Genomic DNA, 25,043 nt, shown 5'->3' with positions numbered 1-25,043 from the left:
ATCTCTTAAATGTTTTTAACTATGTTCATTAACAATGACTTGTCTTTTTCTAAACAAACCAAATTACTGTAGGCAAGTTAAAAGAAATCTGTTTGTATAAACTCACGGTATTTAGTGATTTTTATAAGTTTTTTTTTACGTTTTAAATATCACAGAATACAGTGACAAGACGCTTACGATTTTATAATAGGTTTGTATAACCATTAACGTAATAAGTATCATGTCTGAATCTATAGAAACCCCAATATTTAATTTTTTTGAACTTGAAGCCTCTTTTGAAGCTATAAAAGGGTGTGAAAATTATCCTGAAGCTTTTTATTATGAAATTTTTGTCATTGCAAAATCAACAGCAGACAAACACATTAGAACCGTGTGTAATACTATCATAAAAAAGCAGGCACCAGATGCTTTACAACGCGCTTTTAAAAGTCGAAAAAAACTTACTCAAAAAGGGGGAATAAAATCTGTAAACGCTAGACTGATTTCCATTTTAGAATATGGATTGCTTTCAGAAGACTTGGACTTGTTTAAACTCTATACTCTTATTAGTAGAGCGCCAGAACTGGGGTTATACAGTTTCTCGAAAGAATTTTTGGTGCAGTTGTTGGAACACCCAGATGTTTTAGGACGTTTTAATGGGATTGAAAGTCTGAAAATTCATTTAAAAGGAGAAGGCAATACGTATGATAGTATCCTTAAAGAAATACCAAAACTAACAGCTTTAAAATCATTAGACCTTGAAGGTGAGTTTGAGCAATTACCAGAAGATATTGGTAGTTTACCAAATCTAAAAAAACTAAAACTTGTTGTGCCTTGTTTAAAAAGGTTTCCAAATACAATGTCTCAGTTAACGGCCTTAAAAAAAGTACATATCGAAGGTGCTTACTGGTCTAGAAACTCTGCTGACAATCTGAATCTAACAGACTTTAATTGGCTTACAAAACTTACGAAATTAAAAGTATTGAAACTGCGTTATGTTGGCGTGCAAGATCTGTCTCAAGTCGTGTTTCCTGCATCCTTAAAACGTATAGAATTTTTTAGCTTGGATGAGTTAATTGCATTACCTAAAGATGTTAGTCATTTAAAGCAATTAGAACGGTTTATGATGTTATCCAAAAGTATAACGCGCCTATCAAATGGATTTGAAGATTTACCTAAATTAGAACATTTTGAGCTTATAGCACCTAAGATAGATAGCATATCGGCTACCTTATTTTTTGGAGATGCGTCGAGACCTAAATTAGTCACTAAAATTGGCAATAGTGAAATTAATATTGCCCCAATGACTGAAGTAAGTCAGCGAGAATCCATCGTATTAGACACGCCAAAACTACTTAACTTTGTTCTAGAGAATGCATCATTTTTTCCTAATTTAAAAACGATAACTGTTAATTGTGAAGCACCAGAAACGCCACATAAAACGAGCTTAGCAGTATTTAAAAATATAACCACACTCAATTATAAACTTGTTCACAATCTGGATTGGCTTCTAGAAGGGATTGAGCAATGTACAAAACTTAAAAATGTAGAGCTATACAGATTTCAAGAGTGGCATACTAAGGATACAGAATTCCCTGTTAGAACTTTACCTAATGTGTTTTCAAAAATTGTACAGTTAGAAAACCTGACGATTAAAAATGCGAGTGCCTTAGTTGTAAATACCGATTGCTTGCCAAAGCAGATTACCAATTTAACTATTTCTGAAATAAAAGGAATAGAGGCAGGAACAGTACCGTTTGATGTGTTTAATATTGAAATAAAATCCACACCAATACTTAATTTACAACAATTTCATACGGTAACTAGCGCGACTAAATTCAATCTTGGACATCGGAATGACGATGTAGATAATGTTTTAAATTTTGAAACCTTTAGACATCCAGAAAAAATTGAATCGTACGAATTCACTAGTGATACGATTCAGTTAGATAGCTTACTTAAAAACTTCGTAAATTTAAAGGAGCTTACCATCACATTTAAAAAAGAAAATCCTGAACAAAATAATGTATTAACGGCCTTTAAACACCCGAACCTAAAAGTACTAAGAATTGAAGGTTATAACGGAAGTACCGAAGCTTTAGAGCGTTTATTAGCCCAAACTCCAAACCTTGAATTTTTAGGAATATTTGAAGCCACAGGTTTTGATGCTTTTCCTACTGTAACTTTGCCTCAGCTTAAAAAATTAAGAATGCAGAGTGTAGACCTTAAAACGATAGATAACCTGAGCGTTAAAACTATTGAAGCAGTAAAACTGATATATTGTGATCATATTAATGATGAAAGTATTGAAACAATATCCCGTTGGAGTTCTTTAAAACACCTTTGGTTAGAAGGCTTAAATGAAAATGGCAGTACCTATCCTGAATCGATTTCTGAGTTAAATTTAGAAACACTTTTCATCAGGGCACATAACAGAGAAGAAAAAATACCAACTTGGATTGCAAATATGAAAAGTCTACGTGTTTTAGGAATAAACAATTTTAAACAGACCATTTTACCTGTAGCATTAACCCGTTTAACACAGCTTGAAGTATTAAGTATTAGTGGTTGTGAATTTTCAGAAAAAGTATCTGAAGACTTTAGAAATCTCAATTTAGAAAAATTAGTCTACTGGACGTCTAAATTTAATGGTAGCAATATGAAATCTGAACTCTATGAGCCATTGGAAAATAAATTAGTATCTCAACGAAATTTTGATGAGAAAGATAGCGAAGCGCCTTTTAGAATGTAAATAAGGACGCGCAAAAGTTGTTTGTGAATTGATAAGTAGTTTGATTGTTGTAAAACAGAAACGTATTGAATTTGTACAGACGTGTTTTAAAGCGATGTCTAAAAAGTGTTCCTTATAGAATATCATTGGGATTCTCGACGCCATTCGAATACCCCTTGATAATACTCGCGTTTACTCCAATACTGTATAAACTCTCAAAAGTTTAATTTTCAGCGACTTTTCTAGAGGTCTAGAAAATAGTAAAATCACATGCTTCTCTATGGTGTTCGAGCGGAGTCGAGAACGTTAAAAAGAAACCGTTTTTTTTGATTAATTACACACCACCATATCACAAAAAAAAAGAGCTTCATATTTCTATGAAGCGCTTTGAGCGAGAGACCGGGTTCGAACCGGCGACATTCAGCTTGGAAGGCTGACGCTCTACCAACTGAGCTACTCTCGCAGTATGGGTAAGCGGTGGCAAATTTACATGTATTTCACTCTATTTTCCAAATAATAAAGCTTCAATTTTTAAAGTATTTTTGACTTTTTTTACAGCGTAAAATTAAAAGGCTTAATGATAGGTAATTATGAAATTTACAATAATGCCAATTTATAATTTTAAATGTTTTTATTAGTTTCAAAAGTGCTTTTCTGAGTTAATATTTCATCGCATTGGATCAGCTCAAAATATTTTTGTTGAGTAAACTTGTTATCAGTTTATTAATTCTTAAAAAGATAACAGTATGAGCAATGAAAATTTATATAGAGACGAAGCAAAATTAAAAATTAAAGCCATGGCCGAAGAAATCGACTTTACCATGATGGTGACTAATTTAAAAGCACTGCCTTTACACATGATTCCCATGAGTACTAAAAAAGTAGATGAAAACGGAATCATCTGGTTCTTAAGTAATAAAAATAGTACCCATAATCAGAACATTATTAAAGACTCAAATGTACATTTAGTATATGCCGACAAAAGTGATATGCAATTTTTAAATGTTTATGGAACAGCTAGAATTGTAACTGATAAAACTATTATTAATGATTTATACTCTAAGGCAGACAGTATGTGGTTTGAGGGTAAAGACGACCCCAATATCACCGCTATAGGGATTACTCCTACAGAGGCATATTACTGGGATCCAAAACATAATAAGTTGGTCTCTTTAGTAAAACTGGGAGTGAGTGCCGTAACAGGAGATAAACCGGATACCATGGATTATGGTAAGTTAAAATTATAATATATTTAAATCGGGTTTCGACCCGATTTTTTATTGTCTTGCTCAGAAATATGGATTCCAATAGACTTCCAAAAATATATCGGATATCAAGGATATATCATAGTCTTAATGTGCTCAAATAAAGTAAAGATTAACGCTATAGATTTTGCTCTAAATGTGTTTGGTTAGATAGTTATATCTTTAATAAAAAGAGCCACATGAAGACACCTTTATTAGTATTTAATGACAACGGTATTTACTGTGAGGTTGCCAATGTGTACTTAGATCCTTGGAAACCGGTAGATTGTGCAATTATTTCTCACGGTCACGCCGATCATAGTCGTTATGGTCATAAAAAATATATTACGCACCATACTAATGTTCCAATAATTAAGCACCGGTTGGGCGATATTCAGGTAAGTGGCGTGAATTACAATGAATCTTTTGTTATTAATAACGTGAAATTTTCATTGCATCCTGCGGGTCATATTATCGGAAGTTCACAAATACGTGTGGAATATCGTGGAGAAGTTTGGGTGTTTTCTGGCGATTATAAATTGGAAGACGATGGCGTTGCTGTGCCTTTCGAACCCGTAAAATGTCATGCCTTTATAACCGAATGTACATTTGGATTACCTGCCTTTAGATGGACACCACAAGCCGAAGTTTTTAACGACATTAATACATGGTGGGCAACCAACAAGGAGGCGAACCAAACCTCTATATTGTTTGGCTATTCCCTAGGGAAAGCTCAGCGTTTATTAAAACATTTAGATCCGAATATCGGTAAAATTTACACCCATGGAGCTATAGAAAATATGACAGAGGTTATTCGTCCCATGATGGATTTTCCTGAAACTACACGCATAACCCGAGAGACCACGAAGAAAGAATTATTAGGCAACATCGTACTGGCACCACCAAGTGCTCATGGTTCGACGTGGATCAGAAAAATGGTGCCTTATGTTACGGCATCTGCCAGTGGTTGGATGGCCTTTAGAGGCGCTAGAAGACGACGAGCAGTAGATCGAGGTTTTGTAATGTCCGATCATTGCGATTGGCAGGAACTCTTAACAGCAGTGGAAGCTACAGGAGCAGAAAAGGTGATTTGTACGCACGGATACACCGATGTGTTTTCAAAATATCTACGAAGCCTGGGCTTAGATGCTCGTACCGAAAACACACAGTTTGAGGGAGAATTAAATGAGCTGGATACCAAACGTGAAAAAGAGGTAGAGGCATGAGACACTTTGCAGAATTAGTACGAACCTTAGACAGCACCACTAAAACGACTTTAAAAGTCAATGCGCTTTCAGAATATTTTAAACAAGCGGGTGATGAAGATCGGGTGTGGACCATTGCCATTCTATCTCATAGAAGACCGCCAAGACCAATAAATACAACACTACTTAGAACTTGGGCTTCAGAATTAGCCAATATACCGCTGTGGTTATTTGAAGAATCTTATCATATTGTTGGAGATTTGGCAGAAACGATAGCGCTTATTTTACCCCCAAATAAAAACACTAGTGATAAGTCCTTAACGCAATTCTTAAATGAAATGATCACGCTTAAAAAAGAGGATGATGCGATTAAGAAACAGTATGTCACGAAAAATTGGAACACTCTCAATTATTACGAACGTTTTGTGTTTACCAAATTAATTACAGGCGGATTTAGAATAGGAGTGAGTCAGAAATTAATGACACGTGCTTTGTCTATGGCCACAGGAGTAGATGAAGATGTTTTGGCCTATAAATTAATGGGGAAATGGGATCCGAGTACCATATCTTTTGAAGATTTGGTGTTACAAGAAAAGGCTTCAGATTTTATTTCAAAACCGTATCCGTTTTACTTGGCTTATGGTTTAGAAGGGCCGGTTTCAGACCTCGGTAACATAGAAGATTGGAGTTTCGAACATAAATGGGATGGTATCAGATCGCAAACCATTATCCGAGATAATGAATTGTTTGTATGGAGTCGTGGTGAGGAATTAGTCACAGATAAATACCCCGAGTTTCATGTGTTTAAAGATGAACTCCCAAACGGTACTGTATTAGATGGTGAGATCTTACCTTTTCCGAATAACGACATCGGTACCTTTCAAGATTTACAAACGCGTATAGGACGAAAAACCGTGAGTAAAGCGCTTCTAGAAAAAACGCCCGTTGTCTTAAAAGTTTACGATATACTAGAATGGGAAGGTAGAGACCTCAGACAACTGCCATTTTCGGAGAGACGCTTTATCCTTGAAAACTTAATACAGCATTTAAATATAGAGAATTTACCACTTCAGCTTTCAGAAACGGTAGATTGCGATTCGTGGGAAGCGGTTGCTGAAGAGCGTAATCGTGCCAGAGAAATGCGAAGCGAAGGACTCATGATTAAACGAAAGGATTCTAAATATTTAGTAGGACGAAAAAAAGGAGATTGGTGGAAGTGGAAAACAGATCCATTAACTATAGATGCCGTTTTAACGTACGCCATGCGGGGACATGGAAGACGAAGTAACTTGTTTACCGACTATACGTTTGGCTTATGGGATAACGATGATAAACTCGTCACCTTTGCAAAAGCCTATTCTGGATTAACCGATGCCGAGTTTAGAAAAGTAGATAATTGGATTAAACGAAACACTGTAGAACGTTTCGGACCGGTGCGGAGTGTAACACCAGAATTGGTTTTCGAAATTGCTTTTGAAGGCATTGCCCCATCAAGCCGGCATAAAAGTGGTTATGCGACGCGATTTCCAAGAATTTTAAGGTGGAGACAAGATAAAAAGATTGAAGACGCGAATAAATTAGAAGATTTAGAATCGTTAATGCTTAGTTGATATATGAACAGAAAGGAGTTAGAGCTTATAGCACACGATTGGTTTAAGCAACAAAATTGGGAACCGTTTCCATTTCAAAAACAAACTTGGACAGCCTTTTTACAAGGAAAAAACGGACTTCTAAACGCGCCTACAGGAAGCGGAAAAACCTATGCATTATGGGTTCCTATCGTTTTAGAATATATGAAAAGACATCCAAATTATAAGTCTAAACCGCAAAAAGGACTTTTAGCCATTTGGGTTACGCCGTTAAGAGCATTATCGGTAGAAATTAAACAGGCCGCCGAACGCTTTGTTAAAGATTTAGATGTGCCTTTAACTGTTGGCATTCGGTCTGGAGATACCTCGACTAAAGAACGTGCCGCGCAGAAACGAAACATGCCGAGCTTATTAATTACCACGCCAGAAAGTTTGCAATTATTACTAGCCACCAAGGGCTACGATAAAATATTTAAAAACGTAATTGGTGTGGTGGTAGACGAGTGGCATGAACTCGTTGCTAATAAACGTGGCGTGCAAATGACATTGGCTTTATCCCGGTTAAATGCCATTTCGCCTAGCCTACGCACTTGGGGTGTGTCTGCAACCATAGGAAACCTGGAACAGGCGCGAGAGGTGTTATTAGGTGTAGATAAAGAACGTGTAGCGAACTCCGTTTTAATAAAAGCCAATATTAAAAAGAAAATAAATGTCTTTTCTATCATCCCTAAAAAGATTGAGAAATTCCCATGGCGTGGGCATTTGGGATTACATCTATTAGAAGATATTATTCCTATACTAGAAGAAAGTCAATCGACATTAATTTTTACAAACACGCGATTGCAGTGTGAAATTTGGTTTCAAAATATTTTAGAAAAGCATCCCGAATTTGCAGGCGATATAGCCATGCATCACGGAAGTATGAGTCGGGAGACACGGCTGTGGGTAGAACAAGCGCTAAGAGAAGGGAGTCTTAAAATTGTGGTTTGTACTTCAAGTTTAGACTTAGGGGTAGATTTTGCTCCGGTGGATACTATTATTCAAGTTGGAGGACCGAAAGGTGTGTCTCGATTTATGCAACGTGCGGGACGAAGCGGACATCAGCCAGGGAAAACCAGTGTCATTTATTTTTTACCAACCCACGCCTTAGAATTAATAGAAGTTTCGGCTCTAATAAAAGCCGTTTCTAATACGGTTGTAGAAGACCGCGTACCGTATCTGAATAGTTTTGATGTGCTTGTACAGTATCTTGTGACTTTGGCAGTGTCCGACGGATTTTATCCAGAGACTATTTATCCGGAAGTTAAAAGTACATTTTGTTTTCAGACATTAACAGCAGAACAGTTTCAATGGATTCTAAATTTTATAACACTTGGCGGACAAAGTTTACAAGCGTACGACGAATATAAACGTGTAGACATAGAAACTGATGGGAAGTTTAAAGTAAAAAGTAGGGCAGTAGCTATGCGACACCGTTTGCAAATAGGTACTATTGTTAGTGATTCTGTTTTAAATGTAAAGTTTTTAAAAGGCGGTTATATTGGTTCTATTGAGGAAAGTTTTATTTCAAAATTAAGACCTGGCGATGTATTTACATTTGCTGGACGGCAACTGGAGTTGTTCAGAATTAGAAATATGCAGGTGTTGGTGAAAAAATCTAAGCAGAAAAATGCTAAAATTCCCAATTGGATGGGAGGACGCATGAGTTTTTCTTCAGAAATGAGTCATTTGATTCGTGAAGAACTCTATCTTCTAAATTCTAATGACACAGATAAATCTAAAGAATTAAAAGCTTTAGAGCCGATTTTAATTCGACAGAATAAAGAAAGTTTGGTCCCAAATGCCGATGAATTTTTAATTGAAACCTTTAAAACTCGAGAAGGCTATCATGCCGTTTTCTATCCGTTTGAAGGTTATTTTGTACATGAAGCAATGGGGAGCTTATTGGCGTATCGTTTAAGTTTGTTACATCCCATTTCGTTTACTATTGCATTTAACGATTATGGTTTCGAGTTATTATCCGATCAACCCATAGATATTCAGGCTATTTTAGATAATAATTTATTCTCGTCAGAGTATTTAAGAAGTGATTTAGAAAAAAGCATCAATGCTTCCGAAATGGCAAAGCGAAAGTTTAGAGATATAGCCGTAATTTCGGGATTAGTCTTTACAGGGTTTCCAAGCAAAATGGTTAAGAGCAAACACTTGCAAGCCAGTTCGCAACTCTTATTTGGGGTATTCGAAGATTACGAACCCGATAATTTATTATTTCAGCAAGCATTTACAGAAACCTTCGAGCATCAATTGGAAGAAGGACGACTACAATTAGCCTTAATGCGTATTAATACGCAGAATATCATTTGGAAATCGTGTGCCAAACCCACACCATTTTCGTTTCCTATTATTACAGACCGATTACGCGCTAAATTATCTTCGGAGAAATTAGCAGATCGCATTAGACGGATGACCATTCAATTGGAAAAATCCTAATTATATTTAAACACAATGAAAACACTTCAGGTACACTGTAATCATCAAAACTTCATTCTGCATCCTTCAGGCGTAGCCTACTGGGAAGCTAAACGCATGTTGTTAATTGCAGATGTTCATTTGGGGAAAATTACGCATTTTAGAAAACATGGTAGCGCGATTCCGCAGGCATCTTTACATCATAATTTTAATCAGTTAAAATCGGTGATTTCTAATTTCGAAAGTGATACAATCTGCTTTTTAGGCGATTTATTTCACAGTTATATGAACAACGAATGGTTATTATTTAAGGCGTGGATAGAGACTTTAAATTGTAAAGTGGTTTTAATTTCTGGGAATCATGACATAATTGATGAAAAACGCTATACACAATTGGGTGTAGAGGTGTTGCAAGAGTGGGAACACGACGGTTTCTTGTTAACGCATCATCCGGAAACGCGCGAAGGGTTTTATAATTTTTCAGGACACATTCATCCAGGCGTGCAATTATTAGGTTTAGGAAGACAACATTTAAAACTAAGTTGTTTCTATTGGAAAGACAACCAGATGATATTTCCAGCGTTTGGTGTGTTTACGGGGAATTACATCATTAAACCCAAATCTGGTGAACGCATTTTTGTGAACACCGAAGATGAGGTTTTAGAGATTGCTCTTAATTCTTAATGTGATTGGCATCATTTACATCAGACCTAAAATATAGCGTAAAAGCTTCACTTTTTTTAATGCATTAAATTTACTGTCTTTAGAGCTAATGCATGTAGATAAAATCAGCTTATTTTATATGAGTTAATTGAAATCATATCATGTACTACAGAAAAAAACATGGCAAAGGCTTTCGTTATGTCGATGCTGATAATATAACGGTAAAAGATAAAGAATTAAAGTCATGGTTTAAATCCTTGGTTATTCCTCCTGCGTGGACAGAAGTTGAAATTAATCCGAAGAAAAACGCCAAAATTTTAGTCACCGGACGGGACGATAAAGACCGTAAACAGTACATTTATAATCCTAAATTTAGAGAAAAACAAAATCAGGAAAAGTTTGATCGCATACTAAAATTTGCAGATAAACTGGAGCGTATGCGACGAGTTACCGGTCAGCATTTGCGTAAACGTAAGCTTGCAAAAGAAAAAGTATTGGCATGTATGGTCAGGTTGTTAGAGGCTGCTTATTTTAGACCAGGAAGCGATCGGTATTCTAAAGAAAACCATAGTTACGGTTTAACAACGATGCGGAGTAAACATTTACAAATTGAAGGCGATGAACTAATATTCAGTTACGTTGGTAAATCTGGAAAAGAGCAAGAACGCCATATCGTCGATAAAAAATTAGCTAAAATAGTTCAGGAGATAGACGATTTACCAGGCTATGAAATTTTTAAATTTATAGATGAAGACGGTGTCAAGCAAGATGTAAAAAGTGAACATCTAAATGGGTATATCCGAGAGGTTATGGGAGAAGAATTCTCGGCCAAAGATTTTAGAACGTGGGCAGGAACTGTTATCGCTGCCATAGCATTGGATGAAATAGGATACTCCGAAAAACAAGACCAAAAGGAATTGGATAAGAATATTCGAGAAGCTGTGATTAAGGTGAGTGAGCGGTTAGGAAATACGCCTTCAGTAGCGCGTAGTTCGTATATCGATCCGCGTGTTATTGATGAATATATAGATGGTAAAACCATTAATTATTTCCAAAAAGAAATCTCTCGATTACTTAAATTAAATGAAAATTTATCTCGAGAAGAACTTGGTGTGTTGTGTCTGTTAAATAAAAAATTAAAATAGAGAAACGTTTAACTGGTAAGTCCGTTTAACTTTCGGATGATTTATTCATCATTAAAAAAGCACGGTGAATATGCTATACACTGCAACTTTATAAACCAGTTCTATACATCTCACCGAATCTAAATTTAGGGGGCGTACTGCCAAAACTGTTTGGACAGAGTTGTATAAGCATATTCCTGATTTGAAGATATTAACGATAAAATGTATGATATGAAGTTACTGTGGTGTTTTTTGTAACTGCTTATACCAAACATAATTCATTAATATGTACCTTTATGTGTATATGGTCCATACTATAAGCATGTTATATATACGGTATAAGCACGCTATAACCCCTAAGTAGCTATTCCGATGCTATAGGTTTGCTTTTGTATGCAATGTAACATGGTGCGGACTTTTAAACACGGTGATTATGGCAAAGCAAAAAGGTATTATTCCCATAGTTGGTACGCTTGGCGGGTTTAATTTTTATTATTTAAAAGGGAAGCCCATCGTACGTGTTGCTGGAGGCGGATTTAATGGTAAAGCGATTAAAACAAAAGCCAGTATGCAACGGGTGCGGGAAAATGGGAGTGAGTTTGGGCACTGTTCCCGAGTGAATAAAATATTCAGGCAGGCGTTGCACCCGTTTTATGCGGGGTACACCTTCTCGCACTTCCACAGTAGGTTAATGACGTTGTTTACCCGTTTAAAAACGCTAGATACCACAAGTGCTCGTGGAGCACGTCGTGTTGGGATTGGAGTAGACACCGCCATTGGCGTACGCGAATTATGCGATTTTGAATACACGCCAGATTGCAGACTACAAACCGTATTACCTTTTCCGTTTTCTATGGATTGGGGAACCTATACGCTTTCGATATCCGATGTTGATGTGTCTCAAATTCCTTTTATTTCGGGAGCGACACATGTGGTCGTGCAATTTGGGGTGTTGGATTTCGATTTTGAAGCGCTTAACTATCATTTACACCTGGCTGATGTTGTACTTATTTCTAAAACCTTTAGTGATACCCTTATTAGCATGACGCCTAATACCATTCCGAGTGGTACCGGAACGCTGTTGGCGGTTTGTGGCGTGCGGTATTACCAAGAGGTTGCTGGGGTATTGTATGAATTAAATCGTTCTGAAGCGGTTGGGTTTGGGGTTGTTGGGGTTGATGTTAATTAATTTATCCTGAAATATTATTTACATACGGTTAACCGTAATCTTGTTTTAATAGAAAGTGATATATTTAGTGATTGTATTGGTCATGTTCCTTTATTTTATCAATATTCAAAATATCAAGTTTAGACAAAAGGAGTAATTTAAATCTAAAATTATTGAAATTCAGAGTAAAAAACTATGAGTGACATAAAGAAAATAACAGCTAAATTAATTGAATTCAGAGATGAACGAGATTGGGAACAATTTCATAATCCTAAAGATTTAGCTTTAGCAATAAATATTGAAGCAGGTGAATTACTCGAAGAATTCTTATGGAAAAAACCACAAGAGGCAAATAGAGAATCTGTTAAAGAAGAATTGGCAGATGTTCTTGCTTATGCTTTTTTACTTGCCAACAAATATGACTTTGATGTAGAAGAAATTGTATTAGAAAAAATAGAAAGTAATGGGAAGAAATACCCTATTGATAAAGCAAAAGGTAGTGCTAAAAAGTATAATAAACTATGATTTCTAACTTTGATCTATCCATAGAAGTTTCTGAACGTTATAGTTTTAACAAAAACGCCCTCAAAGAAATTAATCAAAATATTTGGGTGAAAAACCAATGGCCGTTAGTTTATTTTATACAAAATGAATCTAAACGAGTTGCATATGTTGGTGAATCAACTAATTTTTCAAACAGAATTCAAAACCATCTAGCTAATCCTAAAAAAGCAAATGCTTTTAATCAAATATCAATAATTGGTTCTGATAAGTTTAATAAATCAGCTACACTTGATATCGAATCAAAATTAATTCAATACATTTCTTCCGAAGGTACTTATGAATTGCAAAATGGAAATCATGGATTAATTAATCATAACTATTACCAACAAGATTTATATAAAAATCTTTTTAAAGATATTTGGAGTAAACTCATCGAGAATAAAATAGTAAGTAAATCTCTCGAAGAAATAGAAAACTCTGAACTTTTTAAATACTCTCCTTACAAATCACTAAATGAAGATCAGTATAATTCTGTTTTGGAAATTATTGAAGCTTTAACAGAAAAAAAGTCCAATAAAATATTCATTAAAGGTAGTGCAGGAACAGGGAAGACAATTTTGGCGACCTATTTAATTAAATTGCTTGGTTCTGATGTTTCCAACACTAATATGGACGATTTTAGTGATAATGAAATTCAAGAAATAAATCTAATTCGAGCATATAAAGAGAAATATCCTAAAGCAGAAATTGGATTTGTTGTTGCGATGAGTTCACTTCGGAAAACTTTACAGAATGTATTTAGAAAGATACCAGATTTAAAATCATCAATGATTATTAGTCCTTCAGATACGTTTAAAAAAAAGTACGATTTATTGATAGTTGATGAAGCTCATCGTTTAAGACAATATAAAAATATTGGATGGATGGGAGTTTTTAAAAAGAATAACCGAAAATTAGGTCTTGACGATACGGGAACAGAATTAGATTGGATAATAGCAAATAGTAAAAATCAAATATTCTTTTACGATTCAGCTCAATCTGTTAAGCCTTCAGATATTCCTTCACACCATTTTGATAAACTATTAAGCGAATCTAATACCATAGAGATAGAGTTGAAATCTCAAATGCGTTCTAATGGCGGAAATGATTACATCACATTTGTAGATGATTTACTAAACGTTAAACGTGGAAATAAGAATTTCTATAGTCCAGAGAATTATGATATTGTTGTTTTCGACTCTTTGAAAGATATGTATCAGCAATTATCTATTCAAGAAGAGAAATATAGTTTATGCAGATTAGTTGCTGGTTATTCATGGCCTTGGGCTTCTCAAAAAGATGATAATGCAATTGATATTGAAATAGATGGGGTTGAATTACAATGGAATAAAATAGATAAAGATTGGATAAATTCAGAGAATTCATTCAATGAGGTTGGGTGTATACATACAACGCAAGGGTATGACTTGAATTATACAGGTGTAATATTTGGGGAAGAAATATCATTTAACAACATTACAAATCAGATAGAAATTGATAAATCGAAGTATTTTGATAAAAATGGAAAAAGAGGATTAGATGATATAGAAGCACTCAAAGAATATATTATAAATATCTATAAAACCATAATGTATAGGGGGATAAGAGGTGTCTATATTTATGCTTGCGATAAGAATTTAAGAGCATATTTTAAAGAGCATATTGCGACTTTTCAAACTGAAAGTAAATTAAGTATTTTACCTTTTACAGATGTTAAACCTTTCGTAAATGCAGTACCTGTGTTTGATATTTATGCAGCGGCAGGTAATTTTAGTGAATTACAAGTCCAATCTGAATTAGAAAATTATAAGTGGGTGGAATTGCCTATTAATATATCAGCTAGAGAAGATTATTTTGTTTGTCAAATTATTGGAGAGTCCATGAATAAGAAAATTGAAAATGGCTCTTGGTGCTTATTCAAGACAGATCCAGGAGGTAGTAGAGAAGGTAAGATAGTTTTGGTTGAACATTACAATATTCAAGATTCTGATTTTGGAGCAGGTTATACCATCAAATCTTATCATAGTGAAAAAATAATTACAGATGAAAGTTGGGTTCATAAATCAATAATACTTAAACCTCTATCTTTTGATTCTACTTATGAAAATATTGTATTAGATGATACTGAAATAAACGAACTAAAAATTATGGGAGAATTTGTTACTGTATTAGATTTCTAGTTAACTAATTTAACCTTGTTTTAGCAGTAATAAAGAAATATAATAGAGGATTAGAGAATGTCTTTTTTTGTAGTTAAGATATCTTTGTTGAAAATTATTTTCTGATGGCGTTTTGATTTGTATGGATTCGATATGTTTGTATAAATTGCAAATTTGTATGTGAAATATTTAAAAATAAAAAATAAGATTTTAACCAAGATGATTTAATTGTACTCTATACTTTAATGCGTTTTACAATCAAATAAAAGGGAAAATAAAAACTTAAATAGAGCACTTTAAAACAGACGCATTATAGAAATAACTACGTTTAGAAGGCGTTGATTATATCTAAAAAACACTGTACTAAAATATGATAGAACTTAAATGGTTCTCGGTATAAAAATCACGCGTATTGATGGGAACAACATGTTGTTCATTGTTTATGTTTTTACTATATTACATTTTAAACAAACTAATACCTAACCCTTGAATTTAATTAAACTTTCGGTCTTATTTCTTCTATTACATGTTGTTATAAAATTTCAAGCTCAGGCTCAAGTTCTTGAGCATCCACCTATACAAGTATTTTCCCCTGTAGATTATGGTGCAGATAATCAAAATTGGTCTGTATCTCAGTCTAAAAGTAAAAATATTTACGTCGCTAATAATAAAGGTTTATTAGAGTTTAATGGCGCGAGTTGGGTTTTATATCCATCTCCAAACAATACCATTATTAGATCGGTTAGCGTAGATGAACATAGCATTTACACCGGTAGTTATAAGGCGTTTGGATATTGGAAACCCAATCATTTAGGACGGTTAGAATATGTGCCATTATCTGCCAATTTGAATATTTCTTTTTTAGAAGACGAAGATATTTGGAACATTATCGCTATAGATGATTGGGTTTTATTTCAATCTTTAAATCGGATTTACATATACAATACAACCGATGCTTCAGTATCTATTATAAATTCGGATACCATAATTTATAAAATGATAAAAGTGAGCAACAGTGTTTACTTTCAGCGCGTAAATGATGGGGTTTACGAAATTGTAAAAGGTGAGTCTAAATTAATATCAGATCATCCTGTTTTAAAACAAAATTTATTGGTTAATATTTTTAATCAAGACGGGAACATTTTGTTTCAAACAGAAGATAAAGGGTTTTATACATTTAAAGGAAGTGGTGATTTAATAAAATGGGATATACCTTCGGATGCTATCTTGTCTAATGTTAGGATTTATAGAAGTTTAAAACTGAAAGATAACAGTTTTTTGCTGGGAAGTATTTCTAAAGGAATTTATCATTTAAACGCCTCGGGAGAGATTATTCAACATTTAAATCAGAAGAATGGATTAAGTAATAATACCATACTTTCTGTGTTTGAAGATGCGAATCTTAATATTTGGCTGGGCTTAGAAAATGGAATAAACTGCGTTAATATAGATTCTCCTTTTACTATTTATAACGACATTACTGGAGAGTTAGGGTCTGTAAATACGTCTATTTTACACAACGGTTTTTTGTATTTAGGTACAAATCAAGGATTGTTTTATAAAGAATTGGCTGTAGATACTAGCTATCGGTTTATTGAAGGTACGCAAGGTGCCACGTGGTGTTTAACCAAAATAGGGGGGACTTTATTTTGTGGTCATGATTCCGGGACGTTTGAGATTACAAAAAACACAAGCAAACGTATTGCAGATGTAAAAGGGACTTGGATTGTTAAACCCATAGGTAATGATTTAATATTACAAGGAAATTATAGTGGTTTGTATGTGCTTGAGAAGCAAAACGGACAGTGGCAATTAAGAAATAAAATAGAAGGTTTTAACGTGTCTAGTCGGTTTATAGAATTTATAAATCCGAATCAGGTTTTTGTGAACCACGAGTATAAAGGCGTGTTTAAAATTACATTGGATTCTAATTTAACTAAAGCTACAGAAATAATTAAGGACCAATCTATAGAACAAGGCTTAAATTCGAGTCTTGTTAAATATAATAATAAGTTGCTATTTACCAATAAACGCGGTGTTTACGATTATGATTTTCAGCAACAAAAATTTGCAAAAGACTCTGTGTTGAGTGCGTTTTTTACCGAAGAGGAATACATTTCAGGTAAATTAATAGTCGATAAAGCAAATCAAAGACTATGGTCGTTTTCTAAATCAGGGATTACCTACATGACACCGGGTAAATTAAGTGATCTACCAAAGGTTGAAAAAATATCGCTTCCAAGTTTTGTGAGACATGATATTCCTGGTTATGAAAATATAACACATTTGTTTAAAAATAAATACTTGTATGGCAATGCGCTTGGTTACATGATTATAGATTTAGATAAGTTAGAGCATAAACCCTTTAAAATACATTTGAATACTATTTCGAACACCACTTCTAAGAATAATGATACCATTCATTTATACGATAAAAACACCTTTGTCACTTTTAAAAATAAAGAAAATAATATTGAGTTTCGTTATAATATACCAGAGTATAAGAAATATTTAGTCCCTGAATTTCAATATAAATTAGATGGTATTTACGAAGCTTGGAGCCCGTGGTTTAAAACATCCTCTGTATTGTTTGAAAATTTACCTTTTGGACAATACACCTTTCAGGTGAGAGCGCGAATAGGAAAAACTGTTTCAGAAAATACAGAAACGTATAGTTTTGCCATTAATAGACCTTGGTATTTATCAAATGTCATGATTGCCAGTTATGTGCTATTTGTTTTACTGTTTTCATTGTTAATGCATAATATCTATAAACGCCATTTTAAAAAACAACGTGAAAAATTACTACAAGATAATCAACGTGAACTCGTTTTAAAAGACTTGGAGAATAAGCAACAACTTATGCGATTCAATAACGATAAGTTACGTCAAGATATAGAAACTAAAAATAAAGAGTTGGGGATGTCTACCATGACATTAATTAAAAAGAATGAATTGTTGAGTAGTTTAAAAAGTGAACTACTAAAGGTTGAAACCACGGGAAATATAAAACCGGTAATTAAAATTATTGATAGTAATATTAATAATACAGACGATTGGCAAGTTTTTGAAGAAGCCTTTAATAATGCAGATAAAGACTTTTTAAAGAAAATAAAATCGATACATCCAGAACTCACATCAAACGATTTAAGACTCTGTGCATATTTGCGTTTAAATCTATCATCTAAGGAAATTGCACCACTATTAAATATTTCGCCACGAAGTGTGGAAGTTAAACGGTATCGTTTGCGTAAAAAAATGAATTTACCTCACGAATCTAACCTTACCGATTACATTTTAGAGATGTAATAACCAATACAATCTACAAAATCACCCATACATTACCACAACATCTACTGTAATTCGCTTTTTATTAGTGGATTATAGTATTTTAACAAAACCTTGGTAAAACGCCGTATAATTGATGTTTTGTTAAATAAATGTAGTTTTTTTTATCATGTATGTTTTTTGTTGCGGTGTTATTTATTAATACCTTAATCATAAATGCTAGTTTTACTTTAAACAATAAACTAATTTTTATGAGACACACGCTATTTAAAATTTTAACCTTGTTCTTTATAACATTTTCTAGTGCACAGAATATAGATGTGTCAGGAACTGTTCAAGATGAAACTGGTTTTCCTATTCCAGGTGCTAACATCATAATTAAGAATACAAGTAAAGGAACCACTACAGATTTTGATGGTCACTTTACTTTAAACGCGGTTGAAATTGGTTCGACAATTTCTGTGAGTTATATAGGATATATAACTCATGAAATAGTGATTTCTAGTGACGTTAAATTAACCATTCAATTACAAGAAAATTTAGCTCAGCTAGATGAAGTTGTTGTAGTTGGTTACGGTACACAAAGGAAACAAGATGTTACAGGAGCTGTAGCCATTGTAAATTCTGAAACTATTGAGGCATTAAGACCAGTTGATGCCGCCCAAGCTTTACAAGGAACCACGGCAGGAGTATCTGTTACTGCACCATCAGGTTCGCCAGGTGGAGGATTTAATATTTTAATTCGTGGTGTAAGTTCTAATGGCGATAATGGTCCGCTAGTGATTATAGACGGTTATAAAGGCGATTTAAATTCAATTAACCCAAGCGATATTGAAACCTTTTCAATATTAAAAGATGCACAAGCTGCAATCTACGGTATAGAAGGTGCAAATGGTGTGGTATTAGTAACCACTAAATCCGGAAAGCGTAATGCTAAAGCAAAAATTAATTACGACGTGTATTCTGGGTTTCAAAATACAACCCGTGAGTTACCTTATTTAAATGCAACCGAATATGCTTTAATTTTAAACGAAAGTTATGCCGCTAACGGTCAAGCTTTACCTTTTCCAAATGTTAGTGATTTAGGTACCGGTGTAGATTGGCAAGACCAAATATTTAATGCCGCTCCAATTACAAGTCATAATTTATCTGCAGCAGGTGGTGGAGAAAAAAGCACCTATTATTTTGGAGGTTCAATATTAGAACAAGATGGAATTGTGGCAAGTGATAAGTCTAATTACACCAGAGCGAATGCTAAAATTAAAATAGCCTTCGATGTTTTCGATAAACTTAAAGTAACAACCTCAGCTAATTATTTTAATAACAACAGAAAATCTATTGGAGAGAATGCATTAGGAACACCTTTGTTTAATGCGTTAAACTATGCACCAACGTATAGCATAGATCAGCAAGATACGTCAGGGTTTTTAGGGAACGAAGTGGTAAATCCCATTTCTCAAATAGCGAATACCTATAATAAATATTCTGGAAGTTCTATAGAAGGAACCTTTCAGTTAGAGTATAAACCTATCGATGGATTAACCATAACATCTCGTATTGGTGTAAAATCGTATAACGATAATGAAAAAGTATTTTCACCTATAGTTAATTATGGATCTGGTAAAGTTTTTAATACCGACAGAAATTCTGTAACTCAAACTAAAAATACAAACAACTCATACACTTGGGATACGTTTGCAACTTATAATAAAACATTTGGAGCAGACCATAACACCACATTTACGCTTGGTACAAGTGCACAACGTGCTTGGGGAGATAATTTAAGCGCTACAGGTTTCGATGTGCCAAATAACTCTTGGGAGTTTGCAGATATTTCTTTAGCAAACGGATTAAGTGAAGCAAAATCGACAAGTTCTTACATTTACGATTCTAGATTGTCTTCTTATTTTACTAGAGTGCAATACGATTATAAAGGGAAATATTTACTTTCTGCAATGCTACGTCGTGATGGATCCTCAGATTTTTCACCAGATAATAGAATCGATTACTTCTCTTCTGCAACTGCAGGTTGGAAAATCTCTGACGAGAATTTCTTAAAAGATTCAAATACCATTAATTTCTTAAAATTAAGAGCTAGTTACGGGGTGCTAGGTAACAATAATAACGGACAAGATTTATACCGATCGTTATTAACCGGGGAAGCAACTTATGTGTTTGACGGGGCGTTAGTAACCGGAACAGCTAACGGGAGAATTCCAAATCCAGATGCCACTTGGGAAACAGCCGAAAAATTAGATGTTGGTTTGGATATTAATTTATTTAATAACAAACTAGAAGTTGTAGCCGACTATTTTATTGAAGATAGAAATGATTTATTAATCCAGAATTTTCCAGTCTCAGGAATTTTAGGAGCAGGTGCCCCAGGAGCAGGGTTACCAACTGTAAATGCAGGAACTTCTAGAAATAAAGGGGTCGAGCTATTCTTAAATTATAAACAAGCTGTAAACGATAATTTTTCTTTTGGTGTAAGTTATAATGTTACTCATATTAATAATGAAGTTATAGATGTAAGTAACGGTGTGGTTTCCGAAGGTGGTTCTTTTAGTGTTGGGCAACCCTTTATTTCGAGAATGGAAGTTGGACAACCATTAGGTTATTTCTACGGACTTAAAACCGATGGGATTTTTCAAAATCAAGCAGAAGTCGATGCACATCCTACACAATCTGGTTTAGGGGCTACTGCCGCTCCAGGCGATATTCGTTTTGTAGATGTTAACGGTGACGGAGAAATTACGTTAGACGATAGAACCTACTTAGGGAAACCTCAAGCAGATTATATTATGGGATTAAATTTAAGTTTCGATTATAGAAACTTCGATTTTAGTACCTATATGTATGCCGAATTAGGGAAAGAAACTGTGCGTAATTACGAGCGTGACCAACCTAATGTAAACAGACTGAATTTATATTTAGATAGATGGACGGGAGAAGGGACTAGCAATTCAGTACCAAGAGCAACAACAGGAGCGACTTCAAACAAACTGTTTTCCGACTTTTATGTTGAAGATTCTGCCTTCTTAAGAATTCAAAATATACAATTAGGATATTCCTTATCAGACCAAGTGATTGAGAAATTAGGCATTAGTAAATTCAGATTATATGTGTCCGTAAACAATGCGTTTACATTAACAAAATATAACGGATATGACCCTGCTGCAACGAATGGTAACGCTATTGGTGGCGGTATAGACTATGGTTTTTACCCAATTTCTAGACAATTTTTAATAGGCATAAACCTATCCATTTAAAAAATAGCAATATGAAAAAATATATAAACAAAATATCAGCAGGATTAGTTGCATGTCTATGTGTCTTTGCAATTCATTCTTGTAGCGATAATTACTTAGAAGAAGTAGACCGATACAGTATCGATTCAGAAAGTTATTTTAATTCTGAAGACGATTATTATAATGCCTTAGTTGGTGCTTACGATTTATTACAATCTACATATTTAAACGTCATCTTAGGTGAAATCGCCTCAGATAATACCGTTGCAGGAGGAGAAAGTGCTACCGATGTTGTGTCTTGGCAACAAATAGATAAAATGATACATACACCCGTAAATAGTGAGTTAAAAAATCTATGGGACTGGATGTATGCTGGAGTGAATAGAGCTAATTTTATTTTAGAATTTCAAGATAAAACCGACTTCGATGGTAAAGAAATCATATTAGGAGAAACACGTTTTTTACGAGCGTATTACTATTTCGAGCTGGTAAAATGGTTTGGACCTATTCCATTAAAAGAAACACGATTCGAGTTGGGAGACGAAACCGTACTACCACGTTCTCCAGTTGCCGATGTGTATGCTTTAATTGAAGCCGATTTAAATTATGCTATTGAGCACTTAAATTATACCGCACCACAAACAGGTAGAGCGACAAAAGGATCTGCACAAGCGCTTTTAGGAAAAGCCTATTTATACCAAGAAAAATTTTCGGAAGCAGCAGACATTTTTGATGAGCTTATTGCAAACGGACCGTACGAATTAGTAAGTGATTACGATAGCATTTTTGAAACAGAAGGTGAAAACAATGTAGAATCGGTGTTCGAAGTGCAATACTCAGATGCTGAAGGTGCAGGGTTCGAATGTTTAGTATGTAGTGAAGGTAACGTTGCAGTAGGTTTTAACGGTATTAGAAATTATACTGGACCTGTATTCGATTCTGGTTTTAGTTTTAATATACCAACGCAAGAGATTGTAGATGAATTTGAGGCCGGCGATTTACGCAAAGATGTTGCTATTCTGGATATCGTGGCATGGGCAGCTGCTAACAATGCAACTTACGGAGAAGGTAATGAGCACACAGGCTATTACAACAGAAAATACATTGCTAGAAAAGGAGATTTAAATACGGGAGATCAAAACCTAACAAATCCCAACAACTACAGAGCCATTCGTTTTGCAGATGTTTTATTAATGGCTGCTGAAGCTTATAATCGTGGTGGCATTAGCGACGGTAAAGCACAAGAATATTTAAATAGAGTAAGAGCAAGAGCTTTTGGCACAGCAAACGATATTACGGCAACAGGAGCTACACTTACCGATGCCATTGCACATGAAAGACGTGTAGAACTTGTTGGAGAAGGTCATCGTTTTTTCGATTTAGTAAGAACAGGTAGAGGTTCGGAAATAGACGGATTTACAACAGGTAAAAACGAGGTATTTCCTATTCCAATTGAAGAAATTCAATTTTCTAATGGAAACTGGGAGCAAAATGCAAACTATTAAAACTAAAACACCATGATGAAATTTATAAAATACGCATTCAGTTTAGCGGTTATTGCTCTTATAGCAATTGCGTGTACTGAAGACGATAATACCGATTATGTAAAAGATATTGCAGCGCCTACAAATGTATCCGCTTCAATCAGCGTAACGCAAGACAATACGGGCTTAGTAACTATTACGCCTATAGCAGAAGGCGCCGTGAGTTACGATGTCAATTTTGGAGATGGTTCAGAAAATGAAGAGAATATTACCCCAGGAAAAGGTGCTTCGCATGTTTACAAAGAAGGCGTATACGAGGCTACCATAACCGCAGTATCTTTAAACGGTTTAACTACAGCGGCTACTCAGAGTGTCGTGGTGTCGTTTAAAACACCTGAAAATTTAGTCGTGACTATTGAAAATGATGCGGCTATTTCTAAACAAGTCAATCTGTCTGCAACAGCAGATTTTGCAACTGGTTTTGAAGTGTATTTCGGAGAAAATCCAAGTGAAGAACCGGTGCCTTTAAATGTAGATGAAACGATTTCATACCAATATGAAGACGCAGGAACGTATACTATTAAAGTGGTGGCTATGAGTGCTGCGGCAGAATCTACAGAATATTCTGAAGCCTTTGAAGTAACGGCAATACTTCAACCTTTAGAAGCAGCTCCAGTACCAATTAGAGCACAAGGTGATGTGATTTCAATTTACAGTGATTCTTATACTAATCCGGAATCTATAGATTACAACCCAAATTGGGGACAAACTACCACCTATACAGAAATTCAGGTTGGAGGGAATAATACCATTCAATATGGAGATATTACGTATCAAGGTATCGATTTTAGTGGCGCTCCTATTAATGCCTCAGCAATGGAATTTATTCATATTGATGTATGGACAGCCGAAGCAGATTTTAATGCCTTATTATTTCCTATTACGGCAGCAGCAGACGGAACGACAAGTGAAACGCCTTACAATCTAGAATTAAAACAAGACCAATGGACATCTTTCGATATTCCGCTTACTGCATTTACCGATGCAAATGGTTCATTAGATTTTTCAAATACCATACAATTTAAATTAGAAGGTGTGCCATCTGGAAGCGGTACACTATTTATCGACAATTTATTCTTTTATAAAGTGCCTTCAGGAATAGATACAGGTTTGGTTGGAACATGGAAAATGTCTTCTGCAGCAGGTGCATTAGGTGTTGGTCCAGCGGTAGGTGATATTACATGGTGGAATTGTGATGACGCTTGTGTTATAGATCGTGCTTGTTATTACGATGATACGTATGTGTTTAGCGAAGACGGAACATTTAAAAATGTAATGGGAGATGCTACTTGGGTAGAGGCTTGGCAAGGTGTTTCTGATGGATGTGGAACGCCAATTGCACCACACGATGGATCTAATCCAGCGAGTTACACGTATAATGAAGGCACAAATGAAATTACTATTAATGGTAAAGGTGCCTTTATAGGACTAGCAAAAGCTACGAATGAAGGTGAGTTAACAGATTCTTCCGAAACACCAAATTCCGTAACATATAAAGTTACTTTCTCAGATCCAAATACTATACAAGTGAGTATTGAAACCGGTACAGGTTCAGGCACATTCTGGCAGTTTACCTTGGTTAGAGAAGGTGTAGTAAGCTCGCCGCTAACAGGAACTTGGCAAATGTCTACCGATGCAGGCTCGTTAGGTGTTGGTCCAGCAGTAGGTGATATTTCATGGTGGAATTGCGACGATGCATGTGTTACAGAACGGGCATGTTTTTACGATGATGTTTATGTGTTTGGAGCAGATGGCTCATTTAAAAATGAGTTTGGAGGATCGACTTGGTTAGAATCATGGCAAGGTGGGACTGATGGTTGCGGAACACCAATTGCGCCATTCGACGGTTCTATTGCAGCAACGTATACTTATAATAATGGCGTACTTACCATAAATGGTAAAGGATCATTTATTGGATTAGCAAAAGCAAATAATGAAGGTGAACTTTCGGATGCCGCTAATGCACCCGATTCTATTACTTACAACGTCACGTTTATAGATAACAATACAATAAGCGTCACTGTAGAAACGGGAACAGGATCAGGAACATTCTGGCAATATAAATTGGTAAGAATATAAAAACTAAAAA

Annotated in this window: 14 protein-coding genes and 1 tRNA gene; 14 read left to right on the top strand and 1 reads right to left on the bottom strand. The window is 34.9% G+C overall.

What is annotated here, in order from left to right; translation table 11 throughout:
* The first annotated feature begins 220 nt into the window (after positions 1-220).
* Entirely contained in the window at positions 221-2,731 is a 2,511-nt protein-coding gene (locus tag BN863_RS09445) for a leucine-rich repeat domain-containing protein (RefSeq protein ID WP_038529884.1), read from the top strand.
* 369 nt (positions 2,732-3,100) lie between these two features.
* Here the strand turns inward: BN863_RS09445 and BN863_RS09440 are convergent.
* Positions 3,101-3,173, bottom strand: a tRNA-Gly gene (locus BN863_RS09440).
* 283 nt (positions 3,174-3,456) lie between these two features.
* On the opposite strand from BN863_RS09440, the gene BN863_RS09435 reads away from it, so the two are divergent.
* The 13 genes from BN863_RS09435 (at position 3,457) to BN863_RS18030 (ending at position 25,033) form a co-directional block, all read left to right on the top strand.
* Entirely contained in the window at positions 3,457-3,957 is a 501-nt protein-coding gene (locus BN863_RS09435; RefSeq protein WP_038529883.1) for a pyridoxamine 5'-phosphate oxidase family protein, read from the top strand.
* Positions 3,958-4,154: 197 nt separating this feature from the next.
* Complete coding sequence (locus BN863_RS09430) at positions 4,155-5,180, top strand: ligase-associated DNA damage response exonuclease (protein ID WP_038529881.1); 1,026 nt, start codon at positions 4,155-4,157, stop codon at positions 5,178-5,180.
* Positions 5,177-6,769: an ATP-dependent DNA ligase gene (locus BN863_RS09425; RefSeq protein WP_038529879.1), complete on the top strand. Its 1,593-nt coding sequence runs from the start codon at positions 5,177-5,179 to the stop codon at positions 6,767-6,769. Before BN863_RS09430 ends, BN863_RS09425 begins: the two co-directional genes overlap by 4 nt.
* Before the next feature lie 3 nt (positions 6,770-6,772).
* Positions 6,773-9,238, top strand: a complete 2,466-nt coding sequence (locus BN863_RS09420; RefSeq protein ID WP_038529876.1) for a ligase-associated DNA damage response DEXH box helicase — start codon at positions 6,773-6,775, stop codon at positions 9,236-9,238.
* Between the two features lie 15 nt (positions 9,239-9,253).
* Complete coding sequence (pdeM, locus tag BN863_RS09415; protein WP_038529874.1) at positions 9,254-9,901, top strand: ligase-associated DNA damage response endonuclease PdeM; 648 nt, start codon at positions 9,254-9,256, stop codon at positions 9,899-9,901.
* Positions 9,902-10,041: 140 nt separating this feature from the next.
* Positions 10,042-11,025 carry a DNA topoisomerase IB gene (locus BN863_RS09410; RefSeq protein WP_038529872.1) on the top strand — a complete coding sequence of 328 codons (984 nt, stop codon included), beginning with the start codon at positions 10,042-10,044 and terminating at the stop codon, positions 11,023-11,025.
* A 412-nt stretch (positions 11,026-11,437) separates the two neighbouring features.
* Entirely contained in the window at positions 11,438-12,193 is a 756-nt protein-coding gene (locus BN863_RS09405) for a hypothetical protein (RefSeq protein WP_038529870.1), read from the top strand.
* A 174-nt stretch (positions 12,194-12,367) separates the two neighbouring features.
* The gene (locus BN863_RS09400) at positions 12,368-12,697 is read left to right on the top strand and encodes a nucleotide pyrophosphohydrolase (protein ID WP_038529868.1); all 330 of its coding nucleotides are present in this window, start codon (positions 12,368-12,370) and stop codon (positions 12,695-12,697) included.
* Between the two features lie 86 nt (positions 12,698-12,783).
* Positions 12,784-14,895 (top strand): DNA/RNA helicase domain-containing protein, encoded by a 2,112-nt coding sequence (locus BN863_RS09395; protein WP_242404010.1) that lies wholly within the window; start codon positions 12,784-12,786, stop codon positions 14,893-14,895.
* Between the two features lie 465 nt (positions 14,896-15,360).
* A complete protein-coding gene (locus BN863_RS09390) occupies positions 15,361-18,183 on the top strand; it encodes a helix-turn-helix and ligand-binding sensor domain-containing protein (RefSeq protein WP_038529864.1) in 2,823 nt (940 codons plus the stop codon).
* 230 nt (positions 18,184-18,413) lie between these two features.
* Positions 18,414-21,431, top strand: a complete 3,018-nt coding sequence (locus BN863_RS09385; RefSeq protein ID WP_038533422.1) for a SusC/RagA family TonB-linked outer membrane protein — start codon at positions 18,414-18,416, stop codon at positions 21,429-21,431.
* An 11-nt stretch (positions 21,432-21,442) separates the two neighbouring features.
* On the top strand, positions 21,443-22,915 hold the full coding sequence (locus tag BN863_RS09380; RefSeq protein WP_038529861.1) for a RagB/SusD family nutrient uptake outer membrane protein: 1,473 nt from the start codon (positions 21,443-21,445) through the stop codon (positions 22,913-22,915).
* Between the two features lie 12 nt (positions 22,916-22,927).
* A complete protein-coding gene (locus tag BN863_RS18030; protein ID WP_148304598.1) occupies positions 22,928-25,033 on the top strand; it encodes a hypothetical protein in 2,106 nt (701 codons plus the stop codon).
* The last annotated feature ends 10 nt before the right edge of the window (positions 25,034-25,043 follow it).

It is taken from the genome of Formosa agariphila KMM 3901, assembly GCF_000723205.1.
GTDB classification, from domain to species: Bacteria; Bacteroidota; Bacteroidia; order Flavobacteriales; family Flavobacteriaceae; genus Formosa; species Formosa agariphila.
The sequence above is the reverse complement of the archived record's forward strand: the minus strand, read 5'-3'. Positions and strand labels throughout refer to the sequence as shown.